The organism is Pseudomonas paraeruginosa PA7 (assembly GCF_000017205.1).
Classification (GTDB): domain Bacteria; phylum Pseudomonadota; class Gammaproteobacteria; order Pseudomonadales; family Pseudomonadaceae; genus Pseudomonas; species Pseudomonas paraeruginosa.
Genome location: NC_009656.1, coordinates 5,343,762 through 5,370,120 on the forward strand (window position 1 = coordinate 5,343,762; position 26,359 = coordinate 5,370,120).

At 66.0% G+C, this 26,359-nt stretch carries 25 protein-coding genes and 1 tRNA gene; 7 read left to right on the forward strand and 19 right to left on the reverse strand.

All coding sequences use genetic code 11. The features are described 5' to 3' along the window. Positions 1–8: 8 nt before the first annotated feature. From ispH to murJ, 6 genes are all read right to left on the reverse strand, one after another. Positions 9–953 carry a 4-hydroxy-3-methylbut-2-enyl diphosphate reductase gene (gene ispH / locus PSPA7_RS24785; RefSeq protein ID WP_012077313.1) on the reverse strand — a complete coding sequence of 315 codons (945 nt, stop codon included), beginning with the start codon at positions 951–953 and terminating at the stop codon, positions 9–11. Positions 954–1,038: 85 nt separating this feature from the next. Then, entirely contained in the window at positions 1,039–1,479 is a 441-nt protein-coding gene (fkpB, locus tag PSPA7_RS24790; RefSeq protein WP_003150012.1) for an FKBP-type peptidyl-prolyl cis-trans isomerase, read from the reverse strand. Continuing rightward, positions 1,472–1,981: a signal peptidase II gene (gene lspA, locus PSPA7_RS24795; RefSeq protein ID WP_003150009.1), complete on the reverse strand. Its 510-nt coding sequence runs from the start codon at positions 1,979–1,981 to the stop codon at positions 1,472–1,474. The genes fkpB and lspA overlap by 8 nt, the downstream gene beginning before the upstream one ends. Beyond that, on the reverse strand, positions 1,974–4,805 hold the full coding sequence (gene ileS, locus PSPA7_RS24800) for an isoleucine--tRNA ligase (protein WP_012077314.1): 2,832 nt from the start codon (positions 4,803–4,805) through the stop codon (positions 1,974–1,976). Before ileS ends, lspA begins: the two co-directional genes overlap by 8 nt. Before the next feature lie 23 nt (positions 4,806–4,828). Continuing rightward, the gene (ribF, locus tag PSPA7_RS24805) at positions 4,829–5,767 is read right to left on the reverse strand and encodes a bifunctional riboflavin kinase/FAD synthetase (protein ID WP_003150007.1); all 939 of its coding nucleotides are present in this window, start codon (positions 5,765–5,767) and stop codon (positions 4,829–4,831) included. Between the two features lie 96 nt (positions 5,768–5,863). Continuing rightward, a complete protein-coding gene (murJ, locus tag PSPA7_RS24810; RefSeq protein ID WP_012077315.1) occupies positions 5,864–7,402 on the reverse strand; it encodes a murein biosynthesis integral membrane protein MurJ in 1,539 nt (512 codons plus the stop codon). A 283-nt stretch (positions 7,403–7,685) separates the two neighbouring features. Between murJ and rpsT the strand changes: the two genes are divergently transcribed. Then, positions 7,686–7,961, forward strand: coding sequence for a 30S ribosomal protein S20 (rpsT, locus tag PSPA7_RS24815; protein ID WP_003150004.1), 276 nt, complete (start codon positions 7,686–7,688; stop codon positions 7,959–7,961). 68 nt (positions 7,962–8,029) lie between these two features. Here rpsT and PSPA7_RS24820 read toward each other — a convergent pair whose 3' ends face one another. From PSPA7_RS24820 to rplU, 5 genes are all read right to left on the reverse strand, one after another. Then, positions 8,030–8,494, reverse strand: coding sequence for a CreA family protein (locus PSPA7_RS24820; protein ID WP_012077316.1), 465 nt, complete (start codon positions 8,492–8,494; stop codon positions 8,030–8,032). 11 nt (positions 8,495–8,505) lie between these two features. Further along, positions 8,506–9,624, reverse strand: a complete 1,119-nt coding sequence (gene proB, locus PSPA7_RS24825; RefSeq protein WP_012077317.1) for a glutamate 5-kinase — start codon at positions 9,622–9,624, stop codon at positions 8,506–8,508. Positions 9,625–9,694: 70 nt separating this feature from the next. Beyond that, positions 9,695–10,915: an Obg family GTPase CgtA gene (cgtA, locus tag PSPA7_RS24830; RefSeq protein WP_012077318.1), complete on the reverse strand. Its 1,221-nt coding sequence runs from the start codon at positions 10,913–10,915 to the stop codon at positions 9,695–9,697. Between the two features lie 140 nt (positions 10,916–11,055). After that, positions 11,056–11,313, reverse strand: coding sequence for a 50S ribosomal protein L27 (rpmA, locus tag PSPA7_RS24835; RefSeq protein ID WP_003094760.1), 258 nt, complete (start codon positions 11,311–11,313; stop codon positions 11,056–11,058). A gap of 23 nt (positions 11,314–11,336) precedes the next feature. Next, the gene (rplU, locus tag PSPA7_RS24840) at positions 11,337–11,648 is read right to left on the reverse strand and encodes a 50S ribosomal protein L21 (RefSeq protein ID WP_003154364.1); all 312 of its coding nucleotides are present in this window, start codon (positions 11,646–11,648) and stop codon (positions 11,337–11,339) included. A 240-nt stretch (positions 11,649–11,888) separates the two neighbouring features. Between rplU and PSPA7_RS24845 the strand changes: the two genes are divergently transcribed. From PSPA7_RS24845 to PSPA7_RS24855, 3 genes are all read left to right on the forward strand, one after another. Then, the gene (locus tag PSPA7_RS24845; RefSeq protein WP_003154366.1) at positions 11,889–12,857 is read left to right on the forward strand and encodes a polyprenyl synthetase family protein; all 969 of its coding nucleotides are present in this window, start codon (positions 11,889–11,891) and stop codon (positions 12,855–12,857) included. Positions 12,858–12,994: 137 nt separating this feature from the next. Further along, positions 12,995–13,219: a PA4570 family protein gene (locus tag PSPA7_RS24850; RefSeq protein WP_003094765.1), complete on the forward strand. Its 225-nt coding sequence runs from the start codon at positions 12,995–12,997 to the stop codon at positions 13,217–13,219. Positions 13,220–13,552: 333 nt separating this feature from the next. Beyond that, entirely contained in the window at positions 13,553–15,580 is a 2,028-nt protein-coding gene (locus tag PSPA7_RS24855) for a c-type cytochrome (RefSeq protein ID WP_012077319.1), read from the forward strand. A gap of 69 nt (positions 15,581–15,649) precedes the next feature. On the opposite strand, the gene bamJ is transcribed toward PSPA7_RS24855, so the two are convergent. The 6 genes from bamJ to PSPA7_RS24885 form a co-directional block, all read right to left on the reverse strand. Continuing rightward, a complete protein-coding gene (bamJ, locus tag PSPA7_RS24860) occupies positions 15,650–16,267 on the reverse strand; it encodes a BamJ family beta-barrel-assembly machinery protein (protein WP_012077320.1) in 618 nt (205 codons plus the stop codon). Positions 16,268–16,351: 84 nt separating this feature from the next. Next, positions 16,352–16,657 carry a DUF6482 family protein gene (locus tag PSPA7_RS24865; protein WP_003161426.1) on the reverse strand — a complete coding sequence of 102 codons (306 nt, stop codon included), beginning with the start codon at positions 16,655–16,657 and terminating at the stop codon, positions 16,352–16,354. A gap of 255 nt (positions 16,658–16,912) precedes the next feature. After that, the gene (locus PSPA7_RS24870; RefSeq protein WP_003111135.1) at positions 16,913–17,401 is read right to left on the reverse strand and encodes a TIGR00645 family protein; all 489 of its coding nucleotides are present in this window, start codon (positions 17,399–17,401) and stop codon (positions 16,913–16,915) included. Positions 17,402–17,573: 172 nt separating this feature from the next. Beyond that, positions 17,574–17,915 carry a PA4575 family protein gene (locus tag PSPA7_RS24875; RefSeq protein WP_041025409.1) on the reverse strand — a complete coding sequence of 114 codons (342 nt, stop codon included), beginning with the start codon at positions 17,913–17,915 and terminating at the stop codon, positions 17,574–17,576. 150 nt (positions 17,916–18,065) lie between these two features. Further along, positions 18,066–20,519: a Lon protease family protein gene (locus PSPA7_RS24880; RefSeq protein WP_012077322.1), complete on the reverse strand. Its 2,454-nt coding sequence runs from the start codon at positions 20,517–20,519 to the stop codon at positions 18,066–18,068. Positions 20,520–20,617: 98 nt separating this feature from the next. Beyond that, positions 20,618–20,944 carry a TraR/DksA family transcriptional regulator gene (locus PSPA7_RS24885; protein WP_012077323.1) on the reverse strand — a complete coding sequence of 109 codons (327 nt, stop codon included), beginning with the start codon at positions 20,942–20,944 and terminating at the stop codon, positions 20,618–20,620. Positions 20,945–21,178: 234 nt separating this feature from the next. Between PSPA7_RS24885 and PSPA7_RS24890 the strand changes: the two genes are divergently transcribed. Then, positions 21,179–21,667: a DUF3015 domain-containing protein gene (locus PSPA7_RS24890; RefSeq protein WP_003154378.1), complete on the forward strand. Its 489-nt coding sequence runs from the start codon at positions 21,179–21,181 to the stop codon at positions 21,665–21,667. Positions 21,668–21,724: 57 nt separating this feature from the next. Next, on the forward strand, positions 21,725–23,581 hold the full coding sequence (locus PSPA7_RS24895; RefSeq protein WP_012077324.1) for an Lnb N-terminal periplasmic domain-containing protein: 1,857 nt from the start codon (positions 21,725–21,727) through the stop codon (positions 23,579–23,581). Here PSPA7_RS24895 and ybiA read toward each other — a convergent pair. After that, positions 23,575–24,129 carry a riboflavin biosynthesis intermediates N-glycosidase gene (ybiA, locus tag PSPA7_RS24900; RefSeq protein ID WP_033999455.1) on the reverse strand — a complete coding sequence of 185 codons (555 nt, stop codon included), beginning with the start codon at positions 24,127–24,129 and terminating at the stop codon, positions 23,575–23,577. The two genes, PSPA7_RS24895 and ybiA, sit on opposite strands and share 7 nt — an antisense overlap. Positions 24,130–24,183: 54 nt before the next feature. Continuing rightward, positions 24,184–25,779 carry an RNA repair transcriptional activator RtcR gene (gene rtcR, locus PSPA7_RS24905; RefSeq protein WP_041025410.1) on the reverse strand — a complete coding sequence of 532 codons (1,596 nt, stop codon included), beginning with the start codon at positions 25,777–25,779 and terminating at the stop codon, positions 24,184–24,186. A gap of 313 nt (positions 25,780–26,092) precedes the next feature. Between rtcR and PSPA7_RS24910 the strand changes: the two genes are divergently transcribed. Continuing rightward, positions 26,093–26,166: transfer RNA gene (locus PSPA7_RS24910), tRNA-Arg, on the forward strand. Positions 26,167–26,359 lie beyond the last annotated feature (193 nt).

Here is a 26,359-nt window from a genome sequence, read left to right on the forward strand (position 1 = left end):
CGCACGGTTCACAAAGCCTTGACCCGCAGTTCCTTGGGCATCGAGAAGGTAATGTTCTCCTCTCGCCCGTCCAGCTCCTGTTCCTCCGACGCCCCCCACTCGCGTAGCTGGGCGATCACGCCGCGCACCAGCACTTCCGGCGCGGAAGCGCCAGCGGTGATTCCGATGCGACGCACACCGTCGAACCAGCCGCGTTGCATGTCCTCGGCACCGTCGATGAGGTAGGCCGGCGTGCCCATCCGCTCGGCAAGTTCGCGCAGGCGGTTGGAGTTGGAACTGTTGGGGCTGCCCACCACTAGGACCATGTCGCACTGGTCGGCCAGTTCCTTCACCGCATCCTGGCGGTTTTGCGTGGCATAGCAGATATCGTTCTTGCGCGGCCCCTGGATCTGCGGGAATTTGGCGCGCAGGGCATCGATGACCTTCGAGGTGTCGTCCATCGACAGGGTGGTCTGGGTCACGTAGTGCAGGGCTTCGGGCTTGCGCACCTCCAGCGCGGCGACGTCGGCCTCGTCCTCCACCAGGTAGATGGCGCCGCCGTTGCTGGTGTCGTACTGGCCCATGGTGCCTTCCACTTCAGGGTGCCCTTCGTGGCCGATCAGCACGCACTCGTGGCCGTCGCGGCTGTAGCGCACCACCTCCATGTGCACCTTGGTCACCAGCGGGCAGGTCGCGTCGAAGACCTTCAAGCCGCGCCCCTCGGCTTCCTTGCGGACCGCCTGGGATACACCGTGGGCGCTGAAGATGACGATGACGTTGTCCGGAACCTGGTCGAGTTCCTCGACGAAGACCGCGCCGCGCTGGCGCAGGTTGTCCACGACGAATTTGTTGTGCACCACCTCGTGGCGCACGTAGATCGGCGGGCCGAAGACATCCAGGGCGCGGTTGACGATCTCGATGGCGCGATCCACGCCGGCGCAGAAGCCGCGGGGATTGGCGAGTTTGATTTGCATGGCGGTCTCGTGGGCGACACGGTGAGTGGACGAATGAACCTTGCTACCGCCCTCCCCGCTTGGGAAGGGCGCAGCGACCGGCGGTTCAGGCCGGCTGGACGTCGATGATCTCGACCTCGAAGGCCAGGGTCTTGCCGGCCAGCGGGTGATTGAAATCGACCGTCACCTGCTGCTCGTCGAAGGCCTTGACCACCCCCGGCAGCTCGGTCTTGGCCGCATCGTTGAAGATCACCAGCAGGCCTTCGGCCAGTTCCATGTCCTGGAACTGATCGCGCGGCATGACCTGCACGTTCTGCGGGTTCGGCTGGCCGAAGCCCTGCTCCGGGAGGATGGTCAGGGTCCGCTTGTCGCCGGCCTTGAGACCGAACAGCGCCTGCTCGAAGCCCGGCAACAGGTTGCCGTCGCCGACCTGGAAGGAAGCCGGCTGCTTGTCGAAAGTGCTGTCGACGACGTTGCCGTCCTCCAGCTTCAGGGCGAAATGCAGGGTGACGCGGCTCTCCTGGCCAATGCGGGTCGACTCAGCCATGGGCGGCTTCTCCGGATTTCTTCGATCTGAACATGTCGAGCGCCAGCATGACGGCGCCGACGGTGATGGCGCTATCGGCCAGGTTGAACGCCGGGAAGTACCAGCGGTTCTGCCAGTGGACCAGGATGAAGTCCACCACGTGGCCGAGCACCATGCGGTCGTAAAGGTTTCCCAGGGCACCGCCGAGGACCAGCGCCAGGGCGACGGCCAGCCAGGTCTCGCCTTTCTTCAGGCGCTTCAGCCAGACCACCAGGATGGCGCTGACGACGATGGCGATCAGGGCGAACAGCCAACGCTGCCAGCCCGAACTGTCGGCCAGGAAGCTGAAGGCGGCTCCGGTGTTGTAGGCCAGCGTCCAGCTGAACAGGTCGGGGATCACCACGACCTGCTGGTACATGCTCAGTTCGGCCTGGAAGAACGCCTTGCTGACCTGGTCGAGGACGAACACCAGCACGGTGATCCACAACCAGGGCAAGCGCCCGAAACGATCGACCTCAGGCATAGTGGCGAACCTCGCCGCTGCCTTCGATGTTCTCGATGCAACGGCCGCAGAGCTCGGGATGCGCCGCGTGCTGGCCGACGTCCTCGCGGTGGTGCCAGCAACGCCCGCACTTGGCATGGGCCGACTTGACCACTTTCAGCTTGAGGCCGGCGACTTCGCTGTCCACCGCATCGGCCGGCGCCGAGGCCAGCGGCGCGAGGGTCGCGGTCGAGGTGATCAGGACGAAGCGCAGTTCATTGCCCAGCCTGGCCAGGCTGGCCTGCAAGGCATCCTCCGCGTACAGGGTGACCTCGGCCTGCAGGTTGCCGCCCACGGCCTTCGCCGCGCGCTGGTTTTCCAGCTCCTTGTTGACCGCGGCCTTCACCGCCATGACCTGCTCCCAGTACTCGCGGTTCAGCGCGGCGTCGGCCGGCAGTTCGCCGAGGCCGTCGTACCAGGTGGCGAGCATCACCGACTCGACGCGCTCGCCGGGCAGGAACTTCCAGACTTCCTCGGCGGTGAACGCCAGGATCGGCGCGATCCAGCGCACCAGCGCCTCGGCGATGTGGAACAGCGCGGTCTGGCAGGAGCGCCGGGCGACACTGTTGGCACCGGTGGTGTACTGGCGGTCCTTGATGATGTCCAGGTAGAAGCCGCCCAGCTCCTGCACGCAGAAGTTGTGCACCTTGGAGTAGACGTTCCAGAAGCGGTACTCGCGGTAGGCTTCCTCGATCTCGCGCTGCAGCAGCAGCGCACGGTCGACCGCCCAGCGGTCCAGGGCCAGCATCTCCTCCGGCGGCAGCAGGTCCTTGGCCGGGTCGAAGCCGTTCAGGTTCGACAGCAGGAAGCGCGTGGTATTGCGGATCCGCCGGTAGGCATCGGCGCTGCGCTGGAGGATCTGCTGGGATACCGCGATCTCGCCCGAGTAATCGGTCGAGGCCACCCACAGGCGCAGGATGTCGGCGCCCAGGGTATCGATGACGGTCTGCGGCACCACTGTGTTGCCCAGCGACTTGGACATCTTGCGGCCGGACTCGTCGACGGTGAAACCGTGGGTCAGCAACTGGCGGTACGGCGCATGGTTGTCGATCGCGCAGCCGGTGAGCAGCGAGGAATGGAACCAGCCGCGGTGCTGGTCGGAACCCTCCAGGTAGAGATCGGCGACCGGGCCGCTGGCATGGCCGATCCGGTGGGAGCCACGCAGCACGTGCCAATGGGTGGTGCCGGAGTCGAACCAGACGTCGAGGGTGTCGCTGATCTTGTCGTACTGCGCGGCCTCGTCGCCGAGCAGTTCGGCGGCATCGAGCCTGAACCAGGCTTCGATGCCCTCTTTCTCGACGCGCTGCGCGACCTCTTCCATCAGCTCGACGGTGCGTGGATGCAGTTCACCGCTGGCCTTGTGCAGGAAGAACGGGATAGGTACGCCCCAGTTGCGCTGGCGCGAGATGCACCAGTCGGGACGGCCGGCGATCATGCCGTGCAGGCGCGCCTGGCCCCAGCCGGGTATGAACTCGGTCTGGGTGATGGCTTCCAGCGCCCGCTCGCGCAGGGAAGCACCCTGCCCGGGCTGCTTGTCCATGCCGACGAACCACTGCGCGGTGGCGCGGTAGATCAGCGGGGTCTTGTGCCGCCAACAGTGCATGTAGCTGTGGTTGATGGTCTCGTGGGCCAGCAGGCTGCCGACTTCCTCCAGCTTGGCCACCACGTTGGGGTTGGCCTTCCAGATGAACTGGCCGCCGAAGAACGGCAACGAGTCGACGTAGACGCCGTTGCTCTGCACCGGGCTGAGGATGTCGTCGTTGCTCATCCCGTAGCGCTTGCAGGTGTAGAAGTCGTCCTCGCCGTAGGCCGGCGAGGAGTGGACGATGCCGGTGCCGGCGTCGAGGGCCACGTAGTCGGCCAGGTAGACCGGCGACAGGCGCTCGTAGAACGGGTGGCGGAAGTTGATCAGTTCCAGCGCCTCGCCCTTGGCGGTGGCGACCACCTTGCCCTCGCGCTGGTAGCGCGCCAGGCAGGGCTCGACCAGGGCCTCGGCGAGTACCAGGTAGCGATCGCCGGCATCGACCAGTGCGTAGTCGATTTCCGGATGCACGTTCAGCGCCTGGTTGGCCGGGATGGTCCAGGGCGTGGTGGTCCAGATGACGATCTGCGCCGGCTTGTCCAGCGCGGCCAGGCCGAAGGCCGCGGCCAGTTTGTCGGCATCCGCCACCGGGAAGCCGACATCGATGGTCGGCGACGTCTTGTCGGCGTACTCGACCTCGGCCTCGGCCAGCGCCGAACCGCAGTCGAAACACCAGTTCACCGGCTTCAGGCCCTTGAACACGAAGTCCTGCCTGACCATTTCCGCGAGTGCGCGGATTTCGTTCGCCTCGTTGGCGAAGGCCATGGTCTTGTACGGGTTGTCCCACTCGCCGAGCACGCCCAGGCGGATGAAGTCGGCCTTCTGCCCTTCGATCTGCTCGGCCGCGTATTCGCGGCACAGCTCGCGGGTCTTGTCGGCCGGCAGGTTCTTGCCGTGGGTGGTCTCGACCTTGTGCTCGATCGGCAGGCCGTGGCAGTCCCAGCCCGGCACGTAGGGCGCGTCGTAGCCCGCCAGGGTCTTGGAGCGGACGATGATGTCCTTGAGGATCTTGTTGACCGCGTGACCGATGTGAATGCTGCCGTTGGCGTAGGGAGGGCCATCGTGCAGGACGAACTTCGGACGGTCGCCACCAATAGCCCGCAGCTTCTGGTACAGACCAATGTCGTTCCAGAACTTCAGGGTCTCCGGCTCGCGCTGGGGCAGGCCGGCTTTCATCGGGAAGGCGGTTTCCGGAAGGTTTAGCGTCGCTTTGTAGTCGGTCATCTCAGGGCCTGTTCAGGATCTCTTCAATCAAGCGGTTGGCCCAGCCAGTAGGCCCGGGCGGCGGCGATATCCGCGAGAATCGCCGCCTTGAGTGCCTCCAGGGAGGCGAATCGCTGCTCGTCGCGCAGCTTCTGGTGGAAGGTCACCTGCAGGTGCCGGCCGTAGAGGTCGCCGGAGAAGTCGAGCAGGTGCACTTCCAGATGGGGACGGCCATCGCCGTTCACCGAGGGACGGGTGCCGATGTTCGCCACCCCCTGGCAACGCTGGCCATCGACCAGCGTACTGACCAGGTAGACCCCGTTCAACGGCGCCTTGCGCCGTTTCAGTTGAATGTTGGCCGTGGGCGAACCCAGTTGCCGGCCGAGCTTCTGCCCATGCAGGACCCGTCCGCTGAGGCTGAACGGGCGGCCCAGCAGGCGCTCGGCGAGATGCAGGTCGCCGTCGGCCAGGGCCTGGCGCACCCGCGTGCTGCTGACCCGCACGCCATCCAGTTCGACGGTGGCGGCGGCCTCGACGGTGAAGCCCTGCTCACGGCTGGCGTTGACCAGGAAGGCGAAGTCGCCGGAGCGGTCGCAGCCGAAGCGGAAATCGTCGCCCACCTCCAGGTGCCGCACCGCCAGGCCATCCACCAGCACCTGGCGAACGAATTCGGCCGCCGACAACTCGCGCAGGCGGCGGTTGAAGGCCAGGCACAGCACCACGTCGACCCCCTGCCCGCGCAGCAGCTCGAGCTTCTCGCGCAGGCGGGTCAGGCGCACCGGAGCGGAGTCGGGGGAAAAGAACTCACGCGGCTGCGGCTCGAAAATCACCACGCAACTGGGTACGCCCAGTTCCTGCGAACGCTCGCGCAGACGCGCCAGGATCGCCTGGTGCCCCAGGTGTACGCCGTCGAAGTTACCGATGGTGGCGACGCAGCCCCCGGCCAGGGGCTGCAGGTTGTGAAGTCCGCGAAGCAGCTGCATAGCACGCTTATTGCTCAGAAAGTGGTCGATTATACGCGCACCGGGCGCGCGACAACAGGCAAAACGGCATGAACGTGCCGCTCGGACGGAACCCTCTCACAGCACGGCCCGGCGGGAAAAGTCGCGCACACGGAACCCCAGCAGCGCGAGCATACCGAAATAGGCCAGCAGGCCGGCCGCGACCAGCAGGCCGAGGCGCAGGAAACGCTCCAGCATGCCGCCCTGCTCCCAGGCCGGCAGCCAGTGCATCGCCCCCAGCAACACCGCGGACATCACCAGCACCGCGAACACCAGCTTGAGCAGGAACTTCGCCCAGCCGGGCTGCGGCAGGAACAGCCGCTGCTTGCGCAACTGCCAGTACAGCAGGCCGGCGTTCAGGCAGGCGGCCAGGCCGATGGACAGCGCCAGGCCAGCGTGCTTCAGCGGGCCGATGAAAGCCAGGTTCATCAACTGGGTGGTGATCAGGGTGAAGATCGCGATCTTCACCGGCGTGCGGATGTTCTGCTGGGCATAGAAGCCCGGCGCCAGCACCTTGACCAGGATGATCCCGAGCAGGCCGACCGAATAGGCGACCAGCGCGCGCTGGGTCATCGCCGCGTCCGTGGCGGTGAACTTGCCGTACTGGAACAGCGAGACGGTCAGCGGCTCGGCGAGGATCGCCAGGGCCAGCGAGCACGGCAGCACCAGCAGGAAGCACAGGCGCAGCCCCCAGTCGAGCAGCCGTGAATACTCCTGGCGGTCCTTGTTCGAGTAGGTCTTCGACAGCATCGGCAGGAGAATCGTCCCCAGCGCCACGCCCAGCACCCCGGACGGCAGCTCCATCAGGCGATCGGCGTAGTACATCCAGGACACCGAGCCGGCCGCCAGGAACGAGGCGAAGATGGTGTTGATGATCAGCGAGATCTGGCTCACCGAGACCCCGAGGATCGCCGGCAGCATCAGCTTCATCACCCGCCAGACGCCGCTATCCCTGAAATTCAGGCGCGGCAGCACGAGCATGCCGATCCGCCTCAGGTGCGGCAGCTGATAAAGCAACTGCAGCAGGCCACCGGCCAGCACCGCCCAGCCCAGTACCATCACCGGCGGGTCGAAGTAGGGCGTGAGAAACAGCGCGAAGCCGATCATCGCGATGTTCAGCAGGGTCGGCACGAAGGCCGGCACCGAGAAACGGTTCCAAGTGTTGAGGATCGCGCCGGCCAGGGACGACAGCGAGATCAGCAATATATAAGGAAAGGTCACTCGCAGCAGGTCGGTGGTCAGGTCGAACTTCTCCGGCGTGTCGGCGAAGCCTGGCGCGGTGATCCAGATCACCCAGGGCGCGGCGAGGATGCCGAGCGCCGTGACCAGCGCCAGCGCCAGCGTCAGCAGGCCGGAGACGTAGGCGATGAAGGTGCGCGTCGCCTCCTCGCCCCGCTGGTTCTTGTATTCCGCCAGGATCGGCACGAAAGCCTGGGAAAACGCCCCTTCGGCGAAAATCCGGCGCAGCAGGTTGGGCAGCTTGAAGGCGACGAAGAAGGCGTCGGTGGCGACGCCGGCGCCGAAGATCCGCGCCAGGATGGTATCGCGGACGAAGCCGAGGACCCGCGACAGCAGGGTGATGGAACTCACCGCCGCCAATGATTTGAGAAGATTCATGGATGTCGGGCTGTCGGCATGTCGAAATTGATCCTGTCCAAGACCGCGACCGGCCGGGCCGGTTCATCGCGCGAATGCGCCCTCGCCGCCGAACGGCGGTCCGCGAGGGCGCGCCGAGTGTAGAATGCGCGCCGGAATAAATCACCCGCAAGAAAGCAGGCGACATCCGTCGCCGATCTTTCCCGCCGCATGCGCAGCCCCTTGACAACCCCAGGAGGCGACGGCATTATTCGCGGCCTTAATTTGTTCGCTATTTACCCAGTTTTTTTCGAGGAGCTCGACGGTGGCCAACACACCTTCCGCCAAAAAACGCGCCAAACAGGCTGAGAAGCGTCGCAGCCACAACGCCAGCCTGCGCTCCATGGTGCGCACCTACATCAAGAACGTCGTGAAAGCCATCGACGCCAAAGACCTGGCCAAGGCCCAAGCCGCTTTCACCGCCGCCGTACCGGTGATCGACCGTATGGCTGACAAAGGCATCATCCACAAGAACAAGGCTGCTCGTCACAAGAGCCGTCTGAGCGGCCACATCAAGGCCCTCAGCACCGCTGCCGCCTAAGGCACGCCTTGCTCGAACAAAAAACCGGCCAATGGCCGGTTTTTTGTTGCCTCGCGGTTCCGCCCGCCTCAGCGAGCGGACGGCCAGGGCATGAGCGGAATCGCAGTCACCGCGTTCTGCGGGCTACCCTCGATCACCCGGTCGCTGTAGACCAGATAGACCAGAGCGTTGCGCTTGCGATCGAAGAAGCGCACCACCTGCATGCTCTTGAATACCAGCGAAGTGCGCTGCTTGAACACCTCCTCGCCATCCTTGAGCTCGCCGCTGAACCGGATCGGCCCCACCTGGCGACAGGCGATCGACGCCTCGGCGCGGTCCTCCGCCAACCCCAGACCACCCTTCACGCCGCCGGTCTTGGCCCGCGACAGGTAGCAGGTCACGCCCTGCACCTTGGGATCGTCGAAGGCCTCGACGACGATCTTGTCATTCGGCCCGACCCACTTGAACACCGTGGACACTTCACCGATCTCCTCCGCCCCGGCCAGCGCCGGCAACAGCAGCAGGCCACCGAGCAATCCCGCGAGCTTGCGCATTCGTCCTCTCCTCAGACCAGTACCAGATTGTCGCGATGCACCAGCTCCGGGCCATCCACGTAGCCGAGCAGCGCCTCGATGGCGTCGGTCGGCTGGCCGAGGATCTTCTGTGCCTCCAGCGCGCTGTAGTTGACCAGCCCACGCGCCACTTCGCGCCCGCTCTGGTCCACGCAGACCACCATCTCGCCGCGACGGAAGCTGCCCTGGACCGCCTTGACCCCCACCGGCAGCAGACTCTTGTGATCCTGGCTCACCGCCTTCACCGCGCCGTCGTCCAGCACCAGGGTGCCACGCATCTGCAGGTGGCCGGCCAGCCACTGCTTGCGCGCCGCCTTGCGGCTGCGGTCCGGGGTCAGCAGGGTGCCGAGGCGCTCGCCGGCGCGCAGGCGGTCGAGCACCCGCTCGATCCGCCCACCGACGATCACCGTATGCCCGCCGGAACGCGCCGCCAGGCGCGCCGCGCGCAACTTGGTCTGCATGCCGCCGCGCCCCAGGGCGCCGGCGCTGCCGCCAGCCACCGCATCGAGCTGCGGGTCGTCGGCACGCGCCTCGTAGATCAGTTGGGCATCGGGATTGTTGCGCGGATCGGCATCGAACATGCCGTCGCGGTCGGTAAGGATCACCAGCAGGTCGGCCTCGACCAGGTTGGCCACCAGCGCCGCCAGGGTATCGTTGTCGCCGAAGCGGATCTCGTCGGTTACCACCGTGTCGTTCTCGTTGATCACCGGCACCACGCCCAGCTCGACCAGGGTCCGCAGGGTGCTGCGAGCGTTCAGGTAGCGCTTGCGGTCGGACAGGTCGTCATGGGTCAGCAGCACCTGGGCGGTCTGCAGGCCGTGCAGGGCGAAGCTGGACTCCCAGGCCTGCACCAGGCCCATCTGGCCCACCGAGGCGGCGGCCTGGAGCTCGTGCATCGCGCTCGGCCGGCTGACCCAGCCCAGGCGGCTCATGCCGGCGGCGACGGCGCCGGAGGACACCAGCACCAGCTCGATGCCGGCGCAATGCAACGCCACCATCTGCTCGACCCAAACGGCCATGGCATTGCGGTCCAGCCCACGGCCATCGGCCGTCAGCAGGGCGCTACCGATCTTCACCACCCAGCGCCGCGCGCCGGTCACCTTGTCCCGCATACCCTCAACCTTAGAAGCCCAGGCTTCGACTCTTCAGCCCCACCGGCCCGCCCGGCGGGGTATCTCGTCATCAGGGAACGTAGAAGATCTCCGGTCCGTCGCCGTCGTCTTCCTCATCATCGAAATCGTCGTCATCCGCCGCGCCGGCGTTCTTCAGGCCGGAACGGCGCAACGCGCGCGCATCGTCCAGTGCCTGCAGGCGGGCCCGCGCCTCGTCCTCGATGCGCTGGTCGAGCTCGGCCAGTTCCTCGGCATACTGCGGATCCTCCTCCAGGCGCAGGGTGCGCTCGTCGAGGTAGCGCATGATGTCCTGGCTGAGCGCCTCGGTACCATCGCGCTCCAGCGCGGAGATCACGTAGACCGGACCTTCCCAGCCCAGCCGCTCGATCACCGCCTGCTTGCGCGCGTCGCGCTCGGCGGGGTCGAGGATCTGGTCCATCTTGTTCAGCACCAGCCAACGCTCACGCTCGGTCAATGCCGGACTGAATCTCCCCAGTTCGCGGACGATGACCTCGGCGGCGTCGGCCGGATCGCTTTCATCCAGCGGCGCCATGTCCACCAGGTGCAGGAGGATGCGGGTGCGCGCCAAGTGCTTGAGGAAGCGGATGCCCAGCCCTGCGCCTTCGGCGGCACCCTCGATCAGGCCAGGAATATCGGCGACCACGAAGCTCTTGTAGCGACCGACGCTGACCACCCCGAGGTTCGGCACCAAGGTGGTGAACGGGTAGTCGGCGACCTTCGGCTTGGCCGCGGAAACCGCGCGGATGAAGGTGCTTTTGCCAGCATTCGGCAAGCCCAGCAGACCGACGTCGGCCAGCACTTTCAGTTCCAGCTTGAGGTCGCGCGCCTCGCCCGGCTTGCCCGGCGTGGTCTGGCGCGGCGCCCGGTTGGTACTGGACTTGAAGCGGGTGTTGCCGAGGCCGTGCCAGCCACCCTGGGCGACCATCAGGCGCTGCCCGGGCTCGGTCAGGTCGCCGATGATTTCCTGGGTATTGGCATCGATCACGGTGGTACCCACCGGCACCGGCAGGACCAGGTCGTCGCCCTTGGCCCCGGTGCAGTCCTTGCTGCCGCCGTTCTCGCCGCGCTGGGCATCGAAACGGCGGGTGTAGCGATAGTCGACCAGGGTGTTCAGGTTGACGTCGGCTTCCAGATAGATGGAGCCGCCGTCGCCACCGTCGCCGCCGTTGGGACCGCCTTTTTCGATGAACTTCTCGCGGCGAAAGCTCATGAGGCCATTACCGCCGTCACCGGCTTTCACGTGGATTGATACTTCATCGACGAATTTCATGGATATGCCTCCCACCACAGGGGCGGGTTAACAGAAAAAACATAGGATACAGGATGCCCCGAAGGCAGGGCATGGCCGGAAGCCGGCGCAGAAACAAAAAAGCCCCGTCGCGAGACAGGGCTTTTTCAGCGAGCTATTGCTTAGGCAGCAACGATGCTCACGTATTTGCGACCAAAGGCGCCTTTGGTCTCAAACTTGACCACGCCGTCCACTTTCGCGAAGAGGGTGTGATCCTTGCCCAGGCCAACGCCGTAACCGGCGTGGAACTTGGTGCCGCGCTGGCGAACGAGGATGTTGCCAGCCTTGACAGCCTGGCCGCCGAACAGTTTCACGCCAAGGCGTTTACTTTCTGAGTCGCGGCCGTTGCGGGTGGAACCGCCAGCTTTTTTGTGTGCCATGAGTCATATCCTCCAGAAAGGAATTAGGCCTGAATGCCGGTGATCTTGATTTCAGTGAACCACTGGCGGTGGCCCTGACGCTTCATGTGGTGCTTACGACGGCGGAACTTGATGATGCGGACCTTGTCGTGACGACCATGGGAAACCACCTCGGCGGTAACCTTGGCACCTTCGACGACCGGCAGGCCGATTTTCACGTCGTCGCCATTGGCGACCAGCAGAACGCGGTCGAAATCGATCGCTTCGCCGGTGGCGATGTCGAGCTTCTCGACCTTGAGGAATTCGCCTTCGGTGACTTTGTGCTGCTTGCCACCGGTAACAATCACTGCGTACATGTGTATCTCCGTTAAACCTGCTCACCCGACGCTTTATAGAAGTAGGAATCGGCCGGCATGGCTGCATGGGGTCGGATGGGACGCCCGTGCAATTGCGTAAGGCAGGGTATGCCAAGGAAGTTCAGGGCCCGCGATTGTACGGAAAGGTCCAGGCCGAGGCAAGTGTCCCGGGCCTTTCCTTGACAGCCCCCCCCCTGCCACCTAGCATGCCGCGCAATCTTTGTGGAGCTATTGTCACTGATGCAACCCCAGGCCTTCTACCGCGTGGTGGCGGAAGATTTCACCGCCGTCGACGGGATCATCCGTCGCCAACTCACCTCTCGCGTTCCCCTGGTGGAAAAGATCGGCGACTACATCATCTCCGCCGGTGGCAAGCGCCTGCGCCCGCTGCTGGTCCTGCTCGCCGGCAAGACCCTGGGCTACAAGGGCGACGATCTGTGCCTGCTGGCGGCCACCATCGAGTTCCTGCACACCTCCACCCTGCTCCACGACGACGTGGTCGACGCCTCCGGCCTGCGCCGCGGCCGCTCCACCGCCAACGCCCTGTGGGGCAACGCGCCGAGCGTGCTGGTGGGCGATTTCCTCTATGCCCGCTCCTTCGAAATGATGGTCGAACTCGGCTCAATGCCGGTCATGCGCATCATCTCCCAGGCCACCCGGGTGATCGCCGAGGGCGAAGTGCTGCAACTGTCCAAGGTGCGCGACGCCAGCACCACAGAAGAGACCTACATGGAAGTCATCCGCGGCAAGACCGCGATGCTCTTCGAGGCCTCGACCCATAGCGCCGCCGCGCTGTGCCGGGCCGGCGAGGAACAGGCCGAGGCGCTGCGCCGCTTCGGCGACTACCTGGGAATCGCCTTCCAGCTGGTCGACGACCTGCTCGACTACCGCGGCGACGCCGCCACCCTGGGCAAGAACGTCGGCGACGACCTCGCCGAGGGCAAACCGACCCTGCCGCTGATCGTCACCATGCGCGACGGTACCGAGGAACAGGCGGCGCTGGTGCGCAAGGCCATCCAGCAAGGCGGCAGCCAGGACCTGGAGAGTGTCTGCGCGGCCGTCGAGGCCGCTGGCGCCCTGGACTACACCGCCAACCTGGCCCGCGACTACGCGGCGCGCGCCATCGCCTGCCTGGAAAGCCTGCCGGACAACGAGTACCGCGCCGCCCTGGTCGAACTCAGCGAATTCGCGGTCGCCCGCACCCACTGAGCCACCGCCGGGCTGTGACGAACGCCGCCGTTTTCACGGCGGCGTTTTCGTTTTGCGACGAAAGGCACGATCAAGACTTGCTATTACGATAATAAGAATTATTCTCATCTCACAGTCTTGTCACGGAGATGAGCGCCATGACTTATTTGATCGATGCCTGGCTTGATCGGCCACACCCCTACCTGCGGATCCTGCACCGGGAAACCGGGGAAATCTGCGCCGTCCTGGAAGAAGATGCGCTGGACGAACTGCGTGACCAGGGCGGCCTGGATCTGCACGAACTGAACTCGAGCGAACCGCTGATCCTCAAGGAACTGGTGCGCAACCTGTTCCTCTTCTGCTACGCCCGCGCCCTGCGCTGACTCTTGCGATGACGCCAGGACGCGTCATCCGTGCGCCGCTGCCCGGGAGGCGGATCGCACGAACGGAGGCAAAGGCGCCTCCGGACGGTTCCGGGAAGGTCACGGACGGCCTTCCCGGAGTTACTTTCCCCGCCTTTCCCGGATCGCCTGAGCACCCCGGCCTCGGGTACAGATCGCCACAGCGAACCCCCGCCTGATCCATATCAAGCAGCCCTCCTCCGAAAGCCGCTACAACAGCGGCACAACCGTCGAGCCTTCGACGGCCGCACAACGAAAAAAAGAATGGACCGTGGCCGAGGGGACCACCCCAGGCCTACGCCTAAGGATGAGGAAATGCCTGCTTCTTTCCCGCGCCTCGGCTTGCTCGGCGCGCTGTGCTCCATCGTTCCCCTGCTTCATGCCAGCGAACCGGCCACGGACGCCGCACTGATCGAAAAAGGCCGCTACGTGGCCCAGCTCGGCGACTGCGTCGCCTGCCACACCGCCCCGCAAGGCGCACCGATGGCCGGCGGCCTGGAGCTGAAGACGCCGATGGGCACCATCTACTCGACCAACATCACCCCCGACCCGGAGACGGGCATCGGCCGCTACAGCTTCGAACAGTTCGACCGCGCCATGCGCAAGGGCGTCAGCGCCGCAGGCGAGAACCTCTATCCGGCGATGCCCTATCCGTCCTACGCCAAGGTCAGCGAAGATGACATGCGCGCGCTATACGCCTACCTGATGCATGGCGTACAGCCGGTCAACCGGGCGAACACGCCGAGCGCGATGAGCTGGCCGTTCAACCAGCGCTGGGGCCTGGCGCTGTGGAACTGGGCGTTCCTCGACGACACACCGTTCACCCCCTCCAGCGACGCGGACCCGATGATCAACCGCGGCGCCTACCTGGTGCAGGGCCTCGGCCACTGCGGCGCCTGCCATACTCCGCGCGGCATCGCCTTCCAGGAAAAGGCCATGAGCGACGCGGGCCGCTCCGGGCAGCTCTACCTCGCCGGCGAGACCGTCGAGCAATGGCAGGCGCTGAGCCTGCGCAACCTGTGGACGGTGGAGGACACCGTGCAACTGCTGAAGACCGGGCAGAACCGCTTCGCCACGGTATCCGGCAGCATGACCGACGTGATCCACCACAGCACCCAGCACTTCAGCGACGACGACCTGGTGGCCATCGCCAGCTACCTGAAATCCCTGCCGGCCGGCAAGGACGACCTGCCGATGCCCGCCAGCGAACGCCCGCCGACCACTCCGGACGACCTCTACAGCTCGCGCGGCGGCCTCGGCTACGCGCAGTTCTGTTCCGATTGCCACCGCAAGGACGGTAGCGGCGTGCCGGGCATGTTCCCGCCGCTGGCCGGCAACCCCACCGTCGCCTCCGCCAATCCGAGCACCCTGCTGCACATCACCCTCACCGGCTGGAAGACCGCGGAAACCGCCACTCATTCGCGGGTCTACACCATGCCCGGGTTCGCCCAGCTGGAGGATCGCGAGATCGCCGAGATCCTCAGCTTCGTCCGCGGCAGCTGGGGCAACCATGGCTCGGCGATCGACGCCGGCCAGGTGAACAAACTGCGGCGGCAGGTCGAAGCCGGCAGCGGCCCGAGCGGCGCGTTCGTCTCCCCGCGCCTGGCGGACATGCTCGCTGCGCCGAACGCCGAACAGGTGGTGCGCGGCATGCGCCTGCATCTGGAAACCCGCGAACTGTTGCCGGACAACGTCGGCAACCAGCTCAACTGCACCAGCTGCCACCTGAACGCCGGGACCGTCGCCGACGGCTCGCCCTTCGTCGGCGTCTCGGCGTTCTTCCCCGGCTACGCGCCACGGGCGGGCAAGGTCATCGACCTGGAGGAACGCATCAACGGCTGCTTCCGCCGTTCGATGAACGGCAAGCCGCTGCCGCCGGAATCGGCCGACATGCAGGCGATGGTGGCCTATTTCGACTGGATGAAGAACAACACCCGACCGGAGGACAAGGTCGCCGGACGCGGCGTCGGCAAGGTCGACCCGGCGCTCAGGCCCGACCCGGAAAACGGTCGCAGGGTCTATGCGCAGCAATGCGCGGTGTGCCACGGCGAGAACGGCGAAGGCCTGCGCAACGCCGCCGGGGAGATGCTCTTCCCGCCGCTGTGGGGCGAACAGTCGTTCAATATCGGCGCCGGCATGGCGCGGACCTTCACCGCTGCCGCCTTCGTCAAGCACAACATGCCGATCGGCTTCCAGGAACGCTTCCCGCTCGGCCAGGGCGGCCTCAGCGACCAGGACGCAGTGGACGTCGCGGAGTACTTTTCGCACCAGCCGCGCCCGGACTTCCCGGACAAGATCAAGGACTGGCCGAAGGACAAGCGTCCGCTGGATGCCCGCTACTGATGCCGCAATGAAAAACGCCCCGTCGATGCGTCGACGGGGCGTTTCGCTCCTTCCTGGGGCCGATGCGCCTCAGAGGATTTCCAGCAGTTCGACGTCGAACACCAGCACGCTGTGCGGGGGAATGCTGCCGACGGCCTGGCCGCCATAGGCCAGTTCGCTCGGTACGTGCAGGCGCCACTTGGAGCCGGCGTTCATCAGTTGCAGCGCTTCGACCCAGCCGGCGATCACGCCACCCACCGGGAACTCGGCCGGCTGGCCGCGCTGGTAGGAGCTGTCGAATACGGTGCCGTCGATCAGGGTGCCGTGGTAGTGGGTGCGCACGGTATCCTCGCGGGAAGGCTTGGCGCCCTCGCCAGTGCTCAGCACTTCGAACTGCAGGCCGGACGGCAGCACGGTGACGCCTTCGCGCCTGGCGTTCTCGGCCAGGTAGGCACGGCCTTCGCCAGCGGCGGCTTCGGCCTTGGCCTGGGCTTCGGCCTGCATGCGCTCGCGGATCACCTGGAAGCTGGCCGACAGCGCCTCGCCGGAAACCCGGCTGTCGATACCTGCGAACGCATCGGACAGGCCGGCCAGGACTGCGTCCAGGGTCATGCCCGGAACCGGATTCTCGCGCAGTTGGTCGCCCAGTTGACGGCCGATGCCGTAGCTGACACGGGCTTCGTCAGTGGTCAGGTTGAGTTCGCTCATGGCGCTGCTCCGCTGTGGGGTCGAAAAAGGGCGGCCAGCCTAGCACAGAAGGCCCTTCCCCCCTACCGGCGCAGCCGCTTGTGCTCAACCCTGGCGGATCGACAGCGGCAGCCCGCCGATAAACGAACCCGACTCGGCCAGGAGTCCACACATCTCGTCATCGACATCGGCGCACACCAACTCCACCGGAACCCTGTTCAGCCCGCGCAGTACCTGGCGCGCATGCTCCACGGAGCGCAGGCTGACCGGCTGGCCGAGATCGTCCTCCACCGGATAGGCGCGGTCGCCCATCTGCGCCTCCAGGACATAGATGCCGCCCTCCAGCGACACCAGGTGCAAGGCGTCGATATGTCCGGCCTGGACCCGGCCGGCGAGATCCTGCATGTTCATCGCGAACCTCTCGAGGTTGCGCGGGCAGCGGAAGCCTCCCGGATTCCGCCAACCGCCTCGGTCCCGGCAGCGCCGGCCCGACTCCCGGCATCGTCCGGACACCTGGCCCCGACGACGCGAAGGACGCCCGCTCCCGGCGTCCGCCCGACAACACTGGAAGTCTTGCCCAGGCACGGCTCGACGCAAGCCCGAAACAGCGCCGCCCGTCCGTTTTGCAGCGGCCGGGCGGCACGAGCGAAGCGCTGGACAGGGCCCTCAGTGACGGGTCTGCTTATCCAGATAGCCCATGGCGAAGGCCGAGAGCACGAAGGTCATGTGGATGATCACGTACCACATCAGCTTGTTGTCCGGCACGTTCTTCGCGTCCATGAAGATGCGCAACAGGTGGATCGAGGAGATCGCCACGATGGAGGCGGCCACCTTGTTCTTCAGCGAGCCGGAGTCCATCTTGCCCAGCCAGTTGAGTTTCTCCTTGCCTTCGTCGATGTCCAGTTGCGAAACGAAGTTCTCGTAGCCGGAGATCATCACCATCACCAGCAGGCCGCCGACCAGCGCCATGTCGATCAGCGAGAGCAGGACCAGGATCAGGTCGGCCTCGGCCATCGCGAAGATGTTCGGGATGACGTGGAATATTTCCTGGAAGAACTTGATGGTCAGCGCCAGCAGCGCCAGGGACAGGCCCATGTAGATCGGAGCCAGCAGCCAGCGCGAGGCGTACATGGCGTTTTCGAAAAAGCGTTCCATGGTCTCTTGTGTGTATGTGCAGGGAAAATGGCTGGCGAGTATAGCGCAGCAGCTTGCGGTTTTTATCCAGAAAATCTGTGGATAAATATGTGCACCGAGCCGGGATGAATCCCGCCAGCGATGATGGCACGCGGCCTTGGCCGGATTGCTCAGGCTTTGCCCAGGCGCCGCCTCAGGACTCCGGTCGGAACAGGTAGTCACCGACATGGGGCGTGCGTTCGCCGTTGAGCCGGCGCAGCTCGCCCTGCAGGTGCAGGCGCCAGATCGGCGGATCGACGGCTTCGATATAGCCTTGCTGGGCCAGGCAGTCGGCAATCGCCTGCAACACCCCTTCGGCCACCAGCGGTCCGTGGAAGGGGCCCTGGGCCTTGATCGCCGAAGGCTGGGAGCCGGACATGCCGGCGGCGCAAAGCAGGGTCCAGAGTCCGTTCTCTCCGGCCAGCGGCCTGACCACGCATTCGATTCGCGTGGTCAACCCCAGGCAGGGGCGGATGAGGCAGAGGTTACGCGGCATGGCGGCATCCTCACGGGGGTTCCCAGTTTTGAGCCTACACCTGCCGCCAGGTTCCGCATAGCGCCGGCGGGAACTTGTCCACAGGGCTGAAACGCACGAGGGCGGGGCTTTCCAGCCCCGCCCTCGACAGGTTCCGACAGCGCGCCAGGCTCAGTCCTTCTTCGCCGCGGCCTTGTCCTTCGGGGCGAGGGCCTCCTTCTCCACCGGCTTGTCCTTTTCCTTGTCGTCCTCTTCCATGCCGAGTTCGGAGATTTCCTGCAAACGCGCCACCACCAGGTCATTCACGCTGTCTTTCGGGAAGCGTCCCTTCTCGTCCTGGGCACCGACCGGCTTGCCCACCAGCAGCGCCAGCGCCTCGTCCACCTCGCGCACCGCGTAGACATGGAACTGCCCGGCGCGTACCGCCTGCAGCACGCGCTCGTCGAGCATCAGGGTGGTGACGTTGGCGCGCGGGATGATCACGCCCTGCTCGCCGGTCAAGCCACGGGCCTCGCAGAGGCGGAAGAAGCCTTCGATCTTCTCGTTGACCCCGCCCACTGCCTGCACCTCGCCGAACTGGTTGATCGAGCCGGTAATGGCGAAGCACTGCTTCAGCGGCGTCCGCGACAGCGCCGAGATCAGCGTGCAGACCTCGCCCAGCGAGGCGCTGTCGCCGTCCACGTAGCCGTAGGACTGTTCCAGGGCGATGCTGGCGGAGATTTCCAGGGGGAATTCCTGGGCGTAGCGGCTACCCAGGTAGCCGGTAAGGATCATCACGCCCTTGGAGTGGATCGGCTGGCCGAGGTTGACCTCGCGCTCGATGTCGACGATGCCGCTGCTGCCCGGATAGACGGTGGCGGAAATCCGCGCCGGTACGCCGAACACCGAATCACCGACTTCCAGCACGGTCAGGCCGTTGCACTTGCCGACCGCGGCGCCGGCGGTGTCGATCAGGATGATCCCCGCCAGCATGTCATCGAGGATCCGCGCCGACACCCGGCCGGTGCGGGTCTGCTTGGCCTTGAGGGCACGCTCGATATGGCCGAGCTGGATCACCTCCTCGTTCGCCAGCTGGCGGATGAAATCGGCTTCGCTGACCAGTTGGAACAGGTCGCCGATCCGCGCCGAGAGCCGTCCCTGGTGCTCGGCCAGGCGCGCGCTGTAGGTCGCCAGGCGGGCCACCGCCGCGCCGCTGAGCGGCGCCATGCCCTCTTCCGAGGTGCGCGTCTTGAGCAACTGGGCGAACTGCTCGAGGCTGTCCTCGCCCAGCGGGATGTCTTCGTCGAAGTCGACCAGCACGCGGAACATCTCCTGGAAGTCCGGGTCGAGGTCCTGAAGGGTGTAGTAGATCTGCCGCGAGCCGATGATGATCACCTTCAGTTGCAGCGGGATCACCTGCGGCGTCAGCGAGACCGCGGCCAGGCGGCCGAGTTCGGCCAGCGGCGACTCCATCTTCAACTGGCGCGACTGCAGGGCGCGCTTCAGCGCGTCCCAGACGAACGGCTCGCCGAGCATCTTTTCCGCTTCCAGGATCAGGAAGCCGCCGTTGGCCCGGTGCAGCGCACCCGGACGCAACTGCCGGTAGCTGGTGTAGAGCGCACCCTGGTCGGAGCTGTACTCGATGCGGCCGAACAGGTTGTCGTAGGTCGGGTGCGACTCGAACACCACCGGTGCGCCGCTGGTCGCATGGTGGACGATGGCCTGGTTCGGCGCGTACTGCTCGATCAGCCCCTGCTTGCGCTGGGCGTCGGTGCGGCTGTCGTCGACCAGTTGGTCGACCACGGTCTTCAGCAGGTTCAGTTGCATCGCCTGCAGGTAGGCGCAAACGCCCGGGTTGTTGTTGTACTTCTCCACCAGAGGCGCCAGCAGCGGCTGCAGGGCCAGGGTGATGGTTTCCTCGTTGAGCTCGCGCAACTGGTTGCTCGATTCGCGCTTCCACTGCGGCAGGCTCGCCAGCTCCTCGTTGAGGTATTCCTCGAGGGCGGCGATGTCCTTGTGGAAGCGCTCGCGCTCGGCCTCCGGCAACTGGGCGAATTCGGCCTCGTCGAGGGCCTTGCCGTCCTTCATCGGGGTGAAGGCGACGTTGGCGCTGTCGCGGTACAGCGCCACGTCCTTCTCCAGGGCGCGCCGCTCCACCGAGTCCAGGGCGCGGTCGTAGCGCTGGTTGAAAGCGCGGTCGACGGCGTTCTTCTTCTGCTGGTAGGCCGGATGCTCGAAGACCGCCGGGAAGGTCGACATCAGGTTGTCGATCAGACGGTCGATGTCGGCGCTAAATTCGGTCGCGCTGCCCGGCGGCAGCTCGATCACCCGAGGTTCGCGCGGCTCGTCGAAATTGTTCAGGTAGACCCAGTCGGAGGGCGTGGCGACGCGCTTGCCCTCGGCCTGCAGGTAGCGCTTGACGAAGGAGAAGCGTCCGGTCCCCGGTTCGCCCATGACGAATACGTTGTAACCCGGCCGCGGCATCGCCACCCCGAACTGCAGCGCCTCGACCGCCCGCTCCTGGCCCAGCACGCCGCGGAAGGGCTCCAGGTCGTCGGTGGTGTCGAAGGCGAATTGCTCGGGAGCGAAGGGACGGGTCAGTTCTTCTGGCGCCAGGCGCAGGCCGGCAGCGACGGAATCGGGCATCGGGAATCCTTGCATCGGGCGGCAGGTTGCCGCGGGGTGTCGTCGCCCGCATTCTCCCCCCAGCCTCGCGCCACTGACAAGGCGCCGATGGCGCTATCTCACCGATGTGCCAGGTCGGCGCAGCGCAGGCAGTATTCCGCCGCTGGCAGGGCGGCCAGGCGCGCCGGTTCGATGGCCTCGCCGCAGCGCTCGCACTCGCCGTAGCGACCTTCCGCCAGGCGCAGGCGGGCAAGGCCGACCTGACGCATCCCCGCCTCCGCCTCGGCGAGCAGGCCTTCGAGCACTTCGTCGTTCTGCCGCTGCACCGCCTGCTCGGCGAAATCCGGCGAATGGCTGCGCGCCAGGTCCCGGCGGATCGCCGCGGCGCGTGCCGCGTACTCGGTCGCCAGGGTTTCCAGGGCAGTCGCGGGGTCGAAAGCGCTCATATCCACCTCCTGCATGAGGAACGGCTGACCAAGGCCGGCTTCGCTCAGACCGACCAGGACTTTCTCAAGTCTGGACGCTTCCAGGCGGATTGCCGCTGACGCCGGTCAATTTTCGCCCGGCATTGCGCGCTGCCACCCATTCGGTGCCTTGACACCCCGGTGGCATTCCGAAAAGCTCACGGCGTCGCTGGCCCGCTCCAGATGGCTTCGATCCACCTCAAGAGAGAACAAACGATGAAACGGATTCTGCTCGGTACCCTGTTCGCCGCCGCCTCCTTCAATGCCTTCGCCGACGCTCCCGGCGGCGCCGGCTGCGGCTGGGGCAACATGCTCTTCAAAGGCCAGCGCGGCGTGGCCACCCACGTGGTCGCGGCGACCACCAACGGCACTTCCGGCAACAATACCTTCGGCATGACCACCGGCACCAACGGCTGCCACACCAACGGCGCGCTGTCCTATGGCGGCAAGCCGCTGCTGGTGCTCGGCAGCATGATGGACGAGCTGTCCGAAGACATGGCCAAGGGCAATGGCGAAGCGCTGACCACCTATGCCGTGGTGCTGGGCGTGCAACCGCAGGACCGCGAGCACTTCGCCGCCGTTACCCACGAGCACTTCTCGCAGATCTTCAACAAGTCCGACGCCACCGCCGCCGACGTCTACGCCAATACCCAGGCGATCCTGAAACAGGACGCCCGCCTGGCCAAGTACGCCGAGCAGGCCTGAGCCTCGCCGCCTGCCCGTTCACGGGCAGGCCCCTTTCCCCAGCCTTAAGCCTTGCCGATGCCGAAACGCCTGTTGCCCTGGATGGCGCTGTGCGCCTGTTCTCCCCTGCTGGCCGCGCCGGCCGTTCCCGAAGCCCGCCTCCAGCAGTTGGCCGCCGATCCCTACTGGATCGCCCTCGGTCACTACGAGCGCGGCAAGCTCGGCGGCTGGCGCAGCTACGTCGACGACGAGCGGTTCTTCCTCGCCGACGACGGCGAGAGCCACCCGGAAGCCGAACTGGCGGCCACGCTGGAGGCGCTCTACGCCTCGCCCAGCCTTGGCGACAAGCACGCGCAGTGCGTCTACCCGGCGCGCACCCGCTGGCTGCGCCGGCAACTGCAACTCGATGACCTGCCGCAGCCGCAGTGCAGCGAATACGAAACCTGGTACCGCGACATCAACCCGCACAGCGCCGTGCTGGTGTTTCCCGCCGCCTACCTGAACAGCCCGTCGTCGATGTTCGGCCACACCCTGCTGCGCATCGACCAGGCCGACGTCAGCAGCAACAACACTGCCCTGCTCAGCTACGCGCTGAACTTCGGCGCCTATATCGAAGGCATGGACAACAGCATCCTCTATGCCTGGAAAGGCCTGATGGGCGGCTATCCCGGCCTGTTCGCGCTGGTCCCCTACCGGGAGAAGCTGGCCGAATACAGCCGCCTGGAGAACCGCGACCTGTGGGAATACAAGCTGAACCTGACGCCCGAGGAGACCGGGCGCATGGTCGAGCATGTCTGGGAGCTCAAGCAGGTCCGTTTCGACTACTACTTCTTCGACGAGAACTGTTCGTTCCGCCTGCTCGAACTGATGGAGATCGCCCGCCCGGGCATCGAGCTGACCGAGCAGTTCCCGCTTACCGCGATCCCCACCGACACCGTCCGCGCGGTGAAGAACGCCAGGCTGATCGAGCGCATCGACTACCGGCCGTCGCGCGAGAAGGAACTGCTCGCCCGCGCCGAACCGCTCGACCATGCCGAGCGCGACTGGGCCAAGCGCCTGGCGGACGACGACAGCCTGCTCGACGCTCCCGACTTCAAGGCCCTGCCGATGCCGCGCCAGGCGCTGATTCAGGACGCCGCCTTCCGCCTGGTGCGCTACCGTGCCACCGGCCAGGCGCGCGACAGCGGCATCGCCTCGCGCAGCTACAACCTGCTACGGGCGATCAACCGCAACCCACCGCCGGAACTGCACGTCGAACGTCCCGGCCAGCCGGAGGACGGCCACGAGTCACGCACCTGGCAGCTCGGCGTCGGCAGCCGCGACGACCGCGCCTTCGCCGAATACGGCCTGCGCATGGCCTACCATGACCTCGCCGACAACGCCTATGGCTTCCCGCTCGGCGCGCAGATCGAGATCGGCCAGCTCAAGCTGCGCCAGTACGAGGGCAACCGCTGGCAGTTGCAGAATCTCGATCTGGTCACCATCCGCTCGCTGACCCCGCGCAACCAGTTGCTCAAGCCGCTGTCCTGGCAGGTCGCCGGCGGCCTGGAGCGAGTCCTGGGCGAGGACGGCGACGAGGTCCTGGTCAGCCACCTCAATGGCGGTGCCGGCGGCAGCTGGATGTTCGGCGACGACCTGCTGCTCTACGCCATGGGCACCGCGCGGATCGAGAACAACAGCGACTTCGCCGCCGCGATCGCCCCGGCCATGGGCTTCGACAGCGGCCTGCTGTGGCGCAACCCGCTGGGCAACCTGACCCTGGAAGCCAGGGGTGACTACTTCCACAACGGCGAGGTGCGGCGCAGCCTGAGCTTCGGCCAGCAGGTCGAACTGGGCCGCGACCTGGGTCTGCGCCTGAGCGCCGAACGCGCGTTCAGCCACGTCAGCCAGCCGATCAACGAGGTGAAGCTGGAACTGCGCTGGTACTACTACTGAGCCAGGCGCCGGCGCACTTCCATCAGGGCGAAACCGAGCAGGTTGAGGCCGCGCCAGGCCGCCGGTTCGGTGGCCTGGGGATCGGTGGCGGCCAGGCCGATGCCCCAGATCGCGTCCACCGGGCTGGCTTCGACCAGCACCCGGTCGGCGGTGCCCAGCAGGTATTTCTTCAGCGAGGCGTTCTGGCCGAACTTGCCGAGATTGCCTTCGATCACGATTCCCATCCGCTCGGCGCTCCATAGCGCCTCGTCGAAGCCGGCGACTTCCCGGCCCAAGGCCTTCGCCTCGCCTGGGCTGCGCGCCGCCAGGATGCGCTCGAGCAGCTTACGGTCGTCGAACAAGCGTGCCTTGGCCGCCATCATGTAGTGCTCGGCGCTGGCATAGCGCACCCCGCCGAGCTTGAACGAAGCCTCGTACCACTGGCTGAAGCAGCTCTTGCCGACCTGGTCATCCGCTGCCGGGCGATGTCCCCAGAAATACAGGTATTTGAAGCTTTCGCCGGCCGCGCAGCGCTGGCGCAGCCGCTCGAGGTTCATTATCTCGCTCATCGGCAATCGTCCCTGGAGCCCGTGAAAAGTGCCCAGGATATCCCGAAGTGGCGTTCAGGCGCGTATCTGCGCCCAATCCAGGCCGAAACGAGCCAGGAACTTGCGCAGTCGGTCGGCGTCGTTGGGGTTGCGCTTGCCCTCGCGCGAAACGGCGAACAGCCGGCGTCCCGCCTCGGAAAGGGTCTTAGCCCCGCGGCACACCTCCAGCACCGCCTGCAGTTGCAGGCGGTCGAACAGATCCAGGGCCTCCACCCGCTGCCCCAGCAGCTCAGCCAGTGGCTCCCGCCCCGCATCGAGCCCCCAGGCCTGGCGCAGGCGGAGGATCTCCTCCTCGACCAGCGCCTCGTCGATCCGCCCGCTGTCGGCGAGGGTGGCCATCCGTGTGATGGAAGCCGACAGCTCGCGGAAGTTGCCGGCCCAGCGCGCTTCGCTGGAACCGGCGAAGGCCAGGTAGCGACGCTTGGCCTCCAGGTTGAAGCGCACCTGCCGCCCCTGCTCGCGGGCGTGCCGCTCCAGTTCGAAGTCGATGTTCGGCTCGATGTCCTCGCGGCGCCCGGCCAGACCCGGTAGCTCGAAGGTCCACAGGTTGATGCGGGCGAACAGGTCCTCGCGGAACAGGCCTTCGGCCACTCGTCCGCGCAAGTCGCGGTGGGTCCCGGCGATGAGCTGGAAGTCGCTCTCCACCTCACGGTCCGAACCCAGCGGGAAGAAGCGCTTCTCTTCGATCGCCTTGAGCAGCATCGCCTGTTCGTCGGCACCCAGCTCGCCGATCTCGTCGAGGAACAGCATGCCACCGTCGGCTGCGCGCAGCAGGCCTTCGCGCGCGTTCTGCGCGCCGGTGAAGGCGCCCTTGACGTGGCCGAACAGTGCCGACATCGCGCCGTCGCCGCGCAAGGTGGCGCAGTTGACCTCGACGAAGCGCCCATCGAGCTGGTGCCGGCTGCGCTTGAGTTCGTAAATGCGCCGGGCGAGGAACGATTTGCCGGCGCCGGTCGGCCCCACCAGCAGCATTGGCGCCCGGGAACGCACGGCGACCCGCTCGATCTGCTCGATGGAACGGTTGAAAGCGGCATTGCGCGTGGCGATTCCCGACTTGAGCAAAGCCAGGCTTTCCTCCTGTTCACGGCGGAACCGCGAGGCGATGCGGTCGTAGCGGGACAGGTCGAGGTCGATCAACGTCGCCGAGCCCTCGGGATGGCGCGCCTCGTCCTTGCGCCGCGACGGCGAGGTCTGCACCAGCCGGGCCGGCAGGTAGCGCGCCTCGGTAAGGAGGAACCAGCAGATCTGCGCGACATGGGTCCCGGTGGTGATGTGCACCAGGTAGTCCTCGCGCTCGGTGTCGAAGGGATAGGCGCTGACGAAATCGTGCAGGGCGCCATAGACCTCCTCGAAGTCCCAGGGGTTGCGCAGCGCCATCGGCTGCAGGCGCACCTCGGTGTGCGGCGACACCGCGGCGATGTCGGCGCGGATCCGCTCGGCCAGGCCGAGATCGCGGGCGTCGTCGCCGTGGATCAGTTCGAGGCGGTCGATCAGCAGGTCCGGCTGCTGGCACAGGCCGATGCTCGGCCGCCACTTTTGCCAGCGCGCCGCGCCCTTGCCGAGACGGTCGAGGGTGGTGCCGATGAAGCCGATGGCGACCGTGCGTTTCATCACTTCTTATCCTTCAAGATAAAGATCGATATGAAAATATATAGAAATAGCCAGGCATCTCTCCATCGAGTTCGCCGACGAATCCCAATAAAAAATTTATTAATCTTTAAAATCAAAGAGTTAAATAAAAAACAGACTTATCGAGAAAAACCTGGCACGCCGCTCGCTATATCCATTTCGACCGCATCGCCCATGCAGGCCGACGGGTCGGGACTCCAGTCCCGCCGGTGCCCGAGCCCACCCCTGGTGTCGGCGTCGTGCATGCCGCCCGCAGCAACGACGGTCACTCGCGAGTCCGGCAATGCCGGTTCGCGGTTCGATAGCTCAGCCTGGTAGAGCAACCATCCACGAAATGGTCTGTCGCGGGTTCGACTCCCGCTCGAACGTTGCCTTAACGGCAATCACTCAATGGCAACACCCGCCGGTGTGGCCGAGGCGAACTGCGCAAGCGGCCAGGAAGGCCGGAGAACGCAAGGGAGCCGAGGCCGCCGCCGGCCCGCCCGGCCCGCGGATCGGGCACGTAGCAGGGCAGGCCTGGAGCGAGGGACATCGCCCATACGGACAGGACGTTCGCAGGCCC

Coding starts and splice junctions, on each gene's coding strand:
- ispH (WP_012077313.1), bottom strand. CDS start 953: ATGCAAATCAAACTCGCCAATCCCCGCGGCTTCTGCGCCGGCGTGGAT.
- fkpB (WP_003150012.1), bottom strand. CDS start 1,479: ATGGCTGAGTCGACCCGCATTGGCCAGGAGAGCCGCGTCACCCTGCAT.
- lspA (WP_003150009.1), bottom strand. CDS start 1,981: ATGCCTGAGGTCGATCGTTTCGGGCGCTTGCCCTGGTTGTGGATCACC.
- ileS (WP_012077314.1), bottom strand. CDS start 4,805: ATGACCGACTACAAAGCGACGCTAAACCTTCCGGAAACCGCCTTCCCG.
- ribF (WP_003150007.1), bottom strand. CDS start 5,767: ATGCAGCTGCTTCGCGGACTTCACAACCTGCAGCCCCTGGCCGGGGGC.
- murJ (WP_012077315.1), bottom strand. CDS start 7,402: ATGAATCTTCTCAAATCATTGGCGGCGGTGAGTTCCATCACCCTGCTG.
- PSPA7_RS24820 (WP_012077316.1), bottom strand. CDS start 8,494: ATGCGCAAGCTCGCGGGATTGCTCGGTGGCCTGCTGCTGTTGCCGGCG.
- proB (WP_012077317.1), bottom strand. CDS start 9,624: ATGCGGGACAAGGTGACCGGCGCGCGGCGCTGGGTGGTGAAGATCGGT.
- cgtA (WP_012077318.1), bottom strand. CDS start 10,915: ATGAAATTCGTCGATGAAGTATCAATCCACGTGAAAGCCGGTGACGGC.
- rpmA (WP_003094760.1), bottom strand. CDS start 11,313: ATGGCACACAAAAAAGCTGGCGGTTCCACCCGCAACGGCCGCGACTCA.
- rplU (WP_003154364.1), bottom strand. CDS start 11,648: ATGTACGCAGTGATTGTTACCGGTGGCAAGCAGCACAAAGTCACCGAA.
- PSPA7_RS24845 (WP_003154366.1), top strand. CDS start 11,889: ATGCAACCCCAGGCCTTCTACCGCGTGGTGGCGGAAGATTTCACCGCC.
- PSPA7_RS24850 (WP_003094765.1), top strand. CDS start 12,995: ATGACTTATTTGATCGATGCCTGGCTTGATCGGCCACACCCCTACCTG.
- PSPA7_RS24855 (WP_012077319.1), top strand. CDS start 13,553: ATGCCTGCTTCTTTCCCGCGCCTCGGCTTGCTCGGCGCGCTGTGCTCC.
- bamJ (WP_012077320.1), bottom strand. CDS start 16,267: ATGAGCGAACTCAACCTGACCACTGACGAAGCCCGTGTCAGCTACGGC.
- PSPA7_RS24865 (WP_003161426.1), bottom strand. CDS start 16,657: ATGAACATGCAGGATCTCGCCGGCCGGGTCCAGGCCGGACATATCGAC.
- PSPA7_RS24870 (WP_003111135.1), bottom strand. CDS start 17,401: ATGGAACGCTTTTTCGAAAACGCCATGTACGCCTCGCGCTGGCTGCTG.
- PSPA7_RS24875 (WP_041025409.1), bottom strand. CDS start 17,915: ATGCCGCGTAACCTCTGCCTCATCCGCCCCTGCCTGGGGTTGACCACG.
- PSPA7_RS24880 (WP_012077322.1), bottom strand. CDS start 20,519: ATGCCCGATTCCGTCGCTGCCGGCCTGCGCCTGGCGCCAGAAGAACTG.
- PSPA7_RS24885 (WP_012077323.1), bottom strand. CDS start 20,944: ATGAGCGCTTTCGACCCCGCGACTGCCCTGGAAACCCTGGCGACCGAG.
- PSPA7_RS24890 (WP_003154378.1), top strand. CDS start 21,179: ATGAAACGGATTCTGCTCGGTACCCTGTTCGCCGCCGCCTCCTTCAAT.
- PSPA7_RS24895 (WP_012077324.1), top strand. CDS start 21,725: ATGCCGAAACGCCTGTTGCCCTGGATGGCGCTGTGCGCCTGTTCTCCC.
- ybiA (WP_033999455.1), bottom strand. CDS start 24,129: ATGAGCGAGATAATGAACCTCGAGCGGCTGCGCCAGCGCTGCGCGGCC.
- rtcR (WP_041025410.1), bottom strand. CDS start 25,779: ATGAAACGCACGGTCGCCATCGGCTTCATCGGCACCACCCTCGACCGT.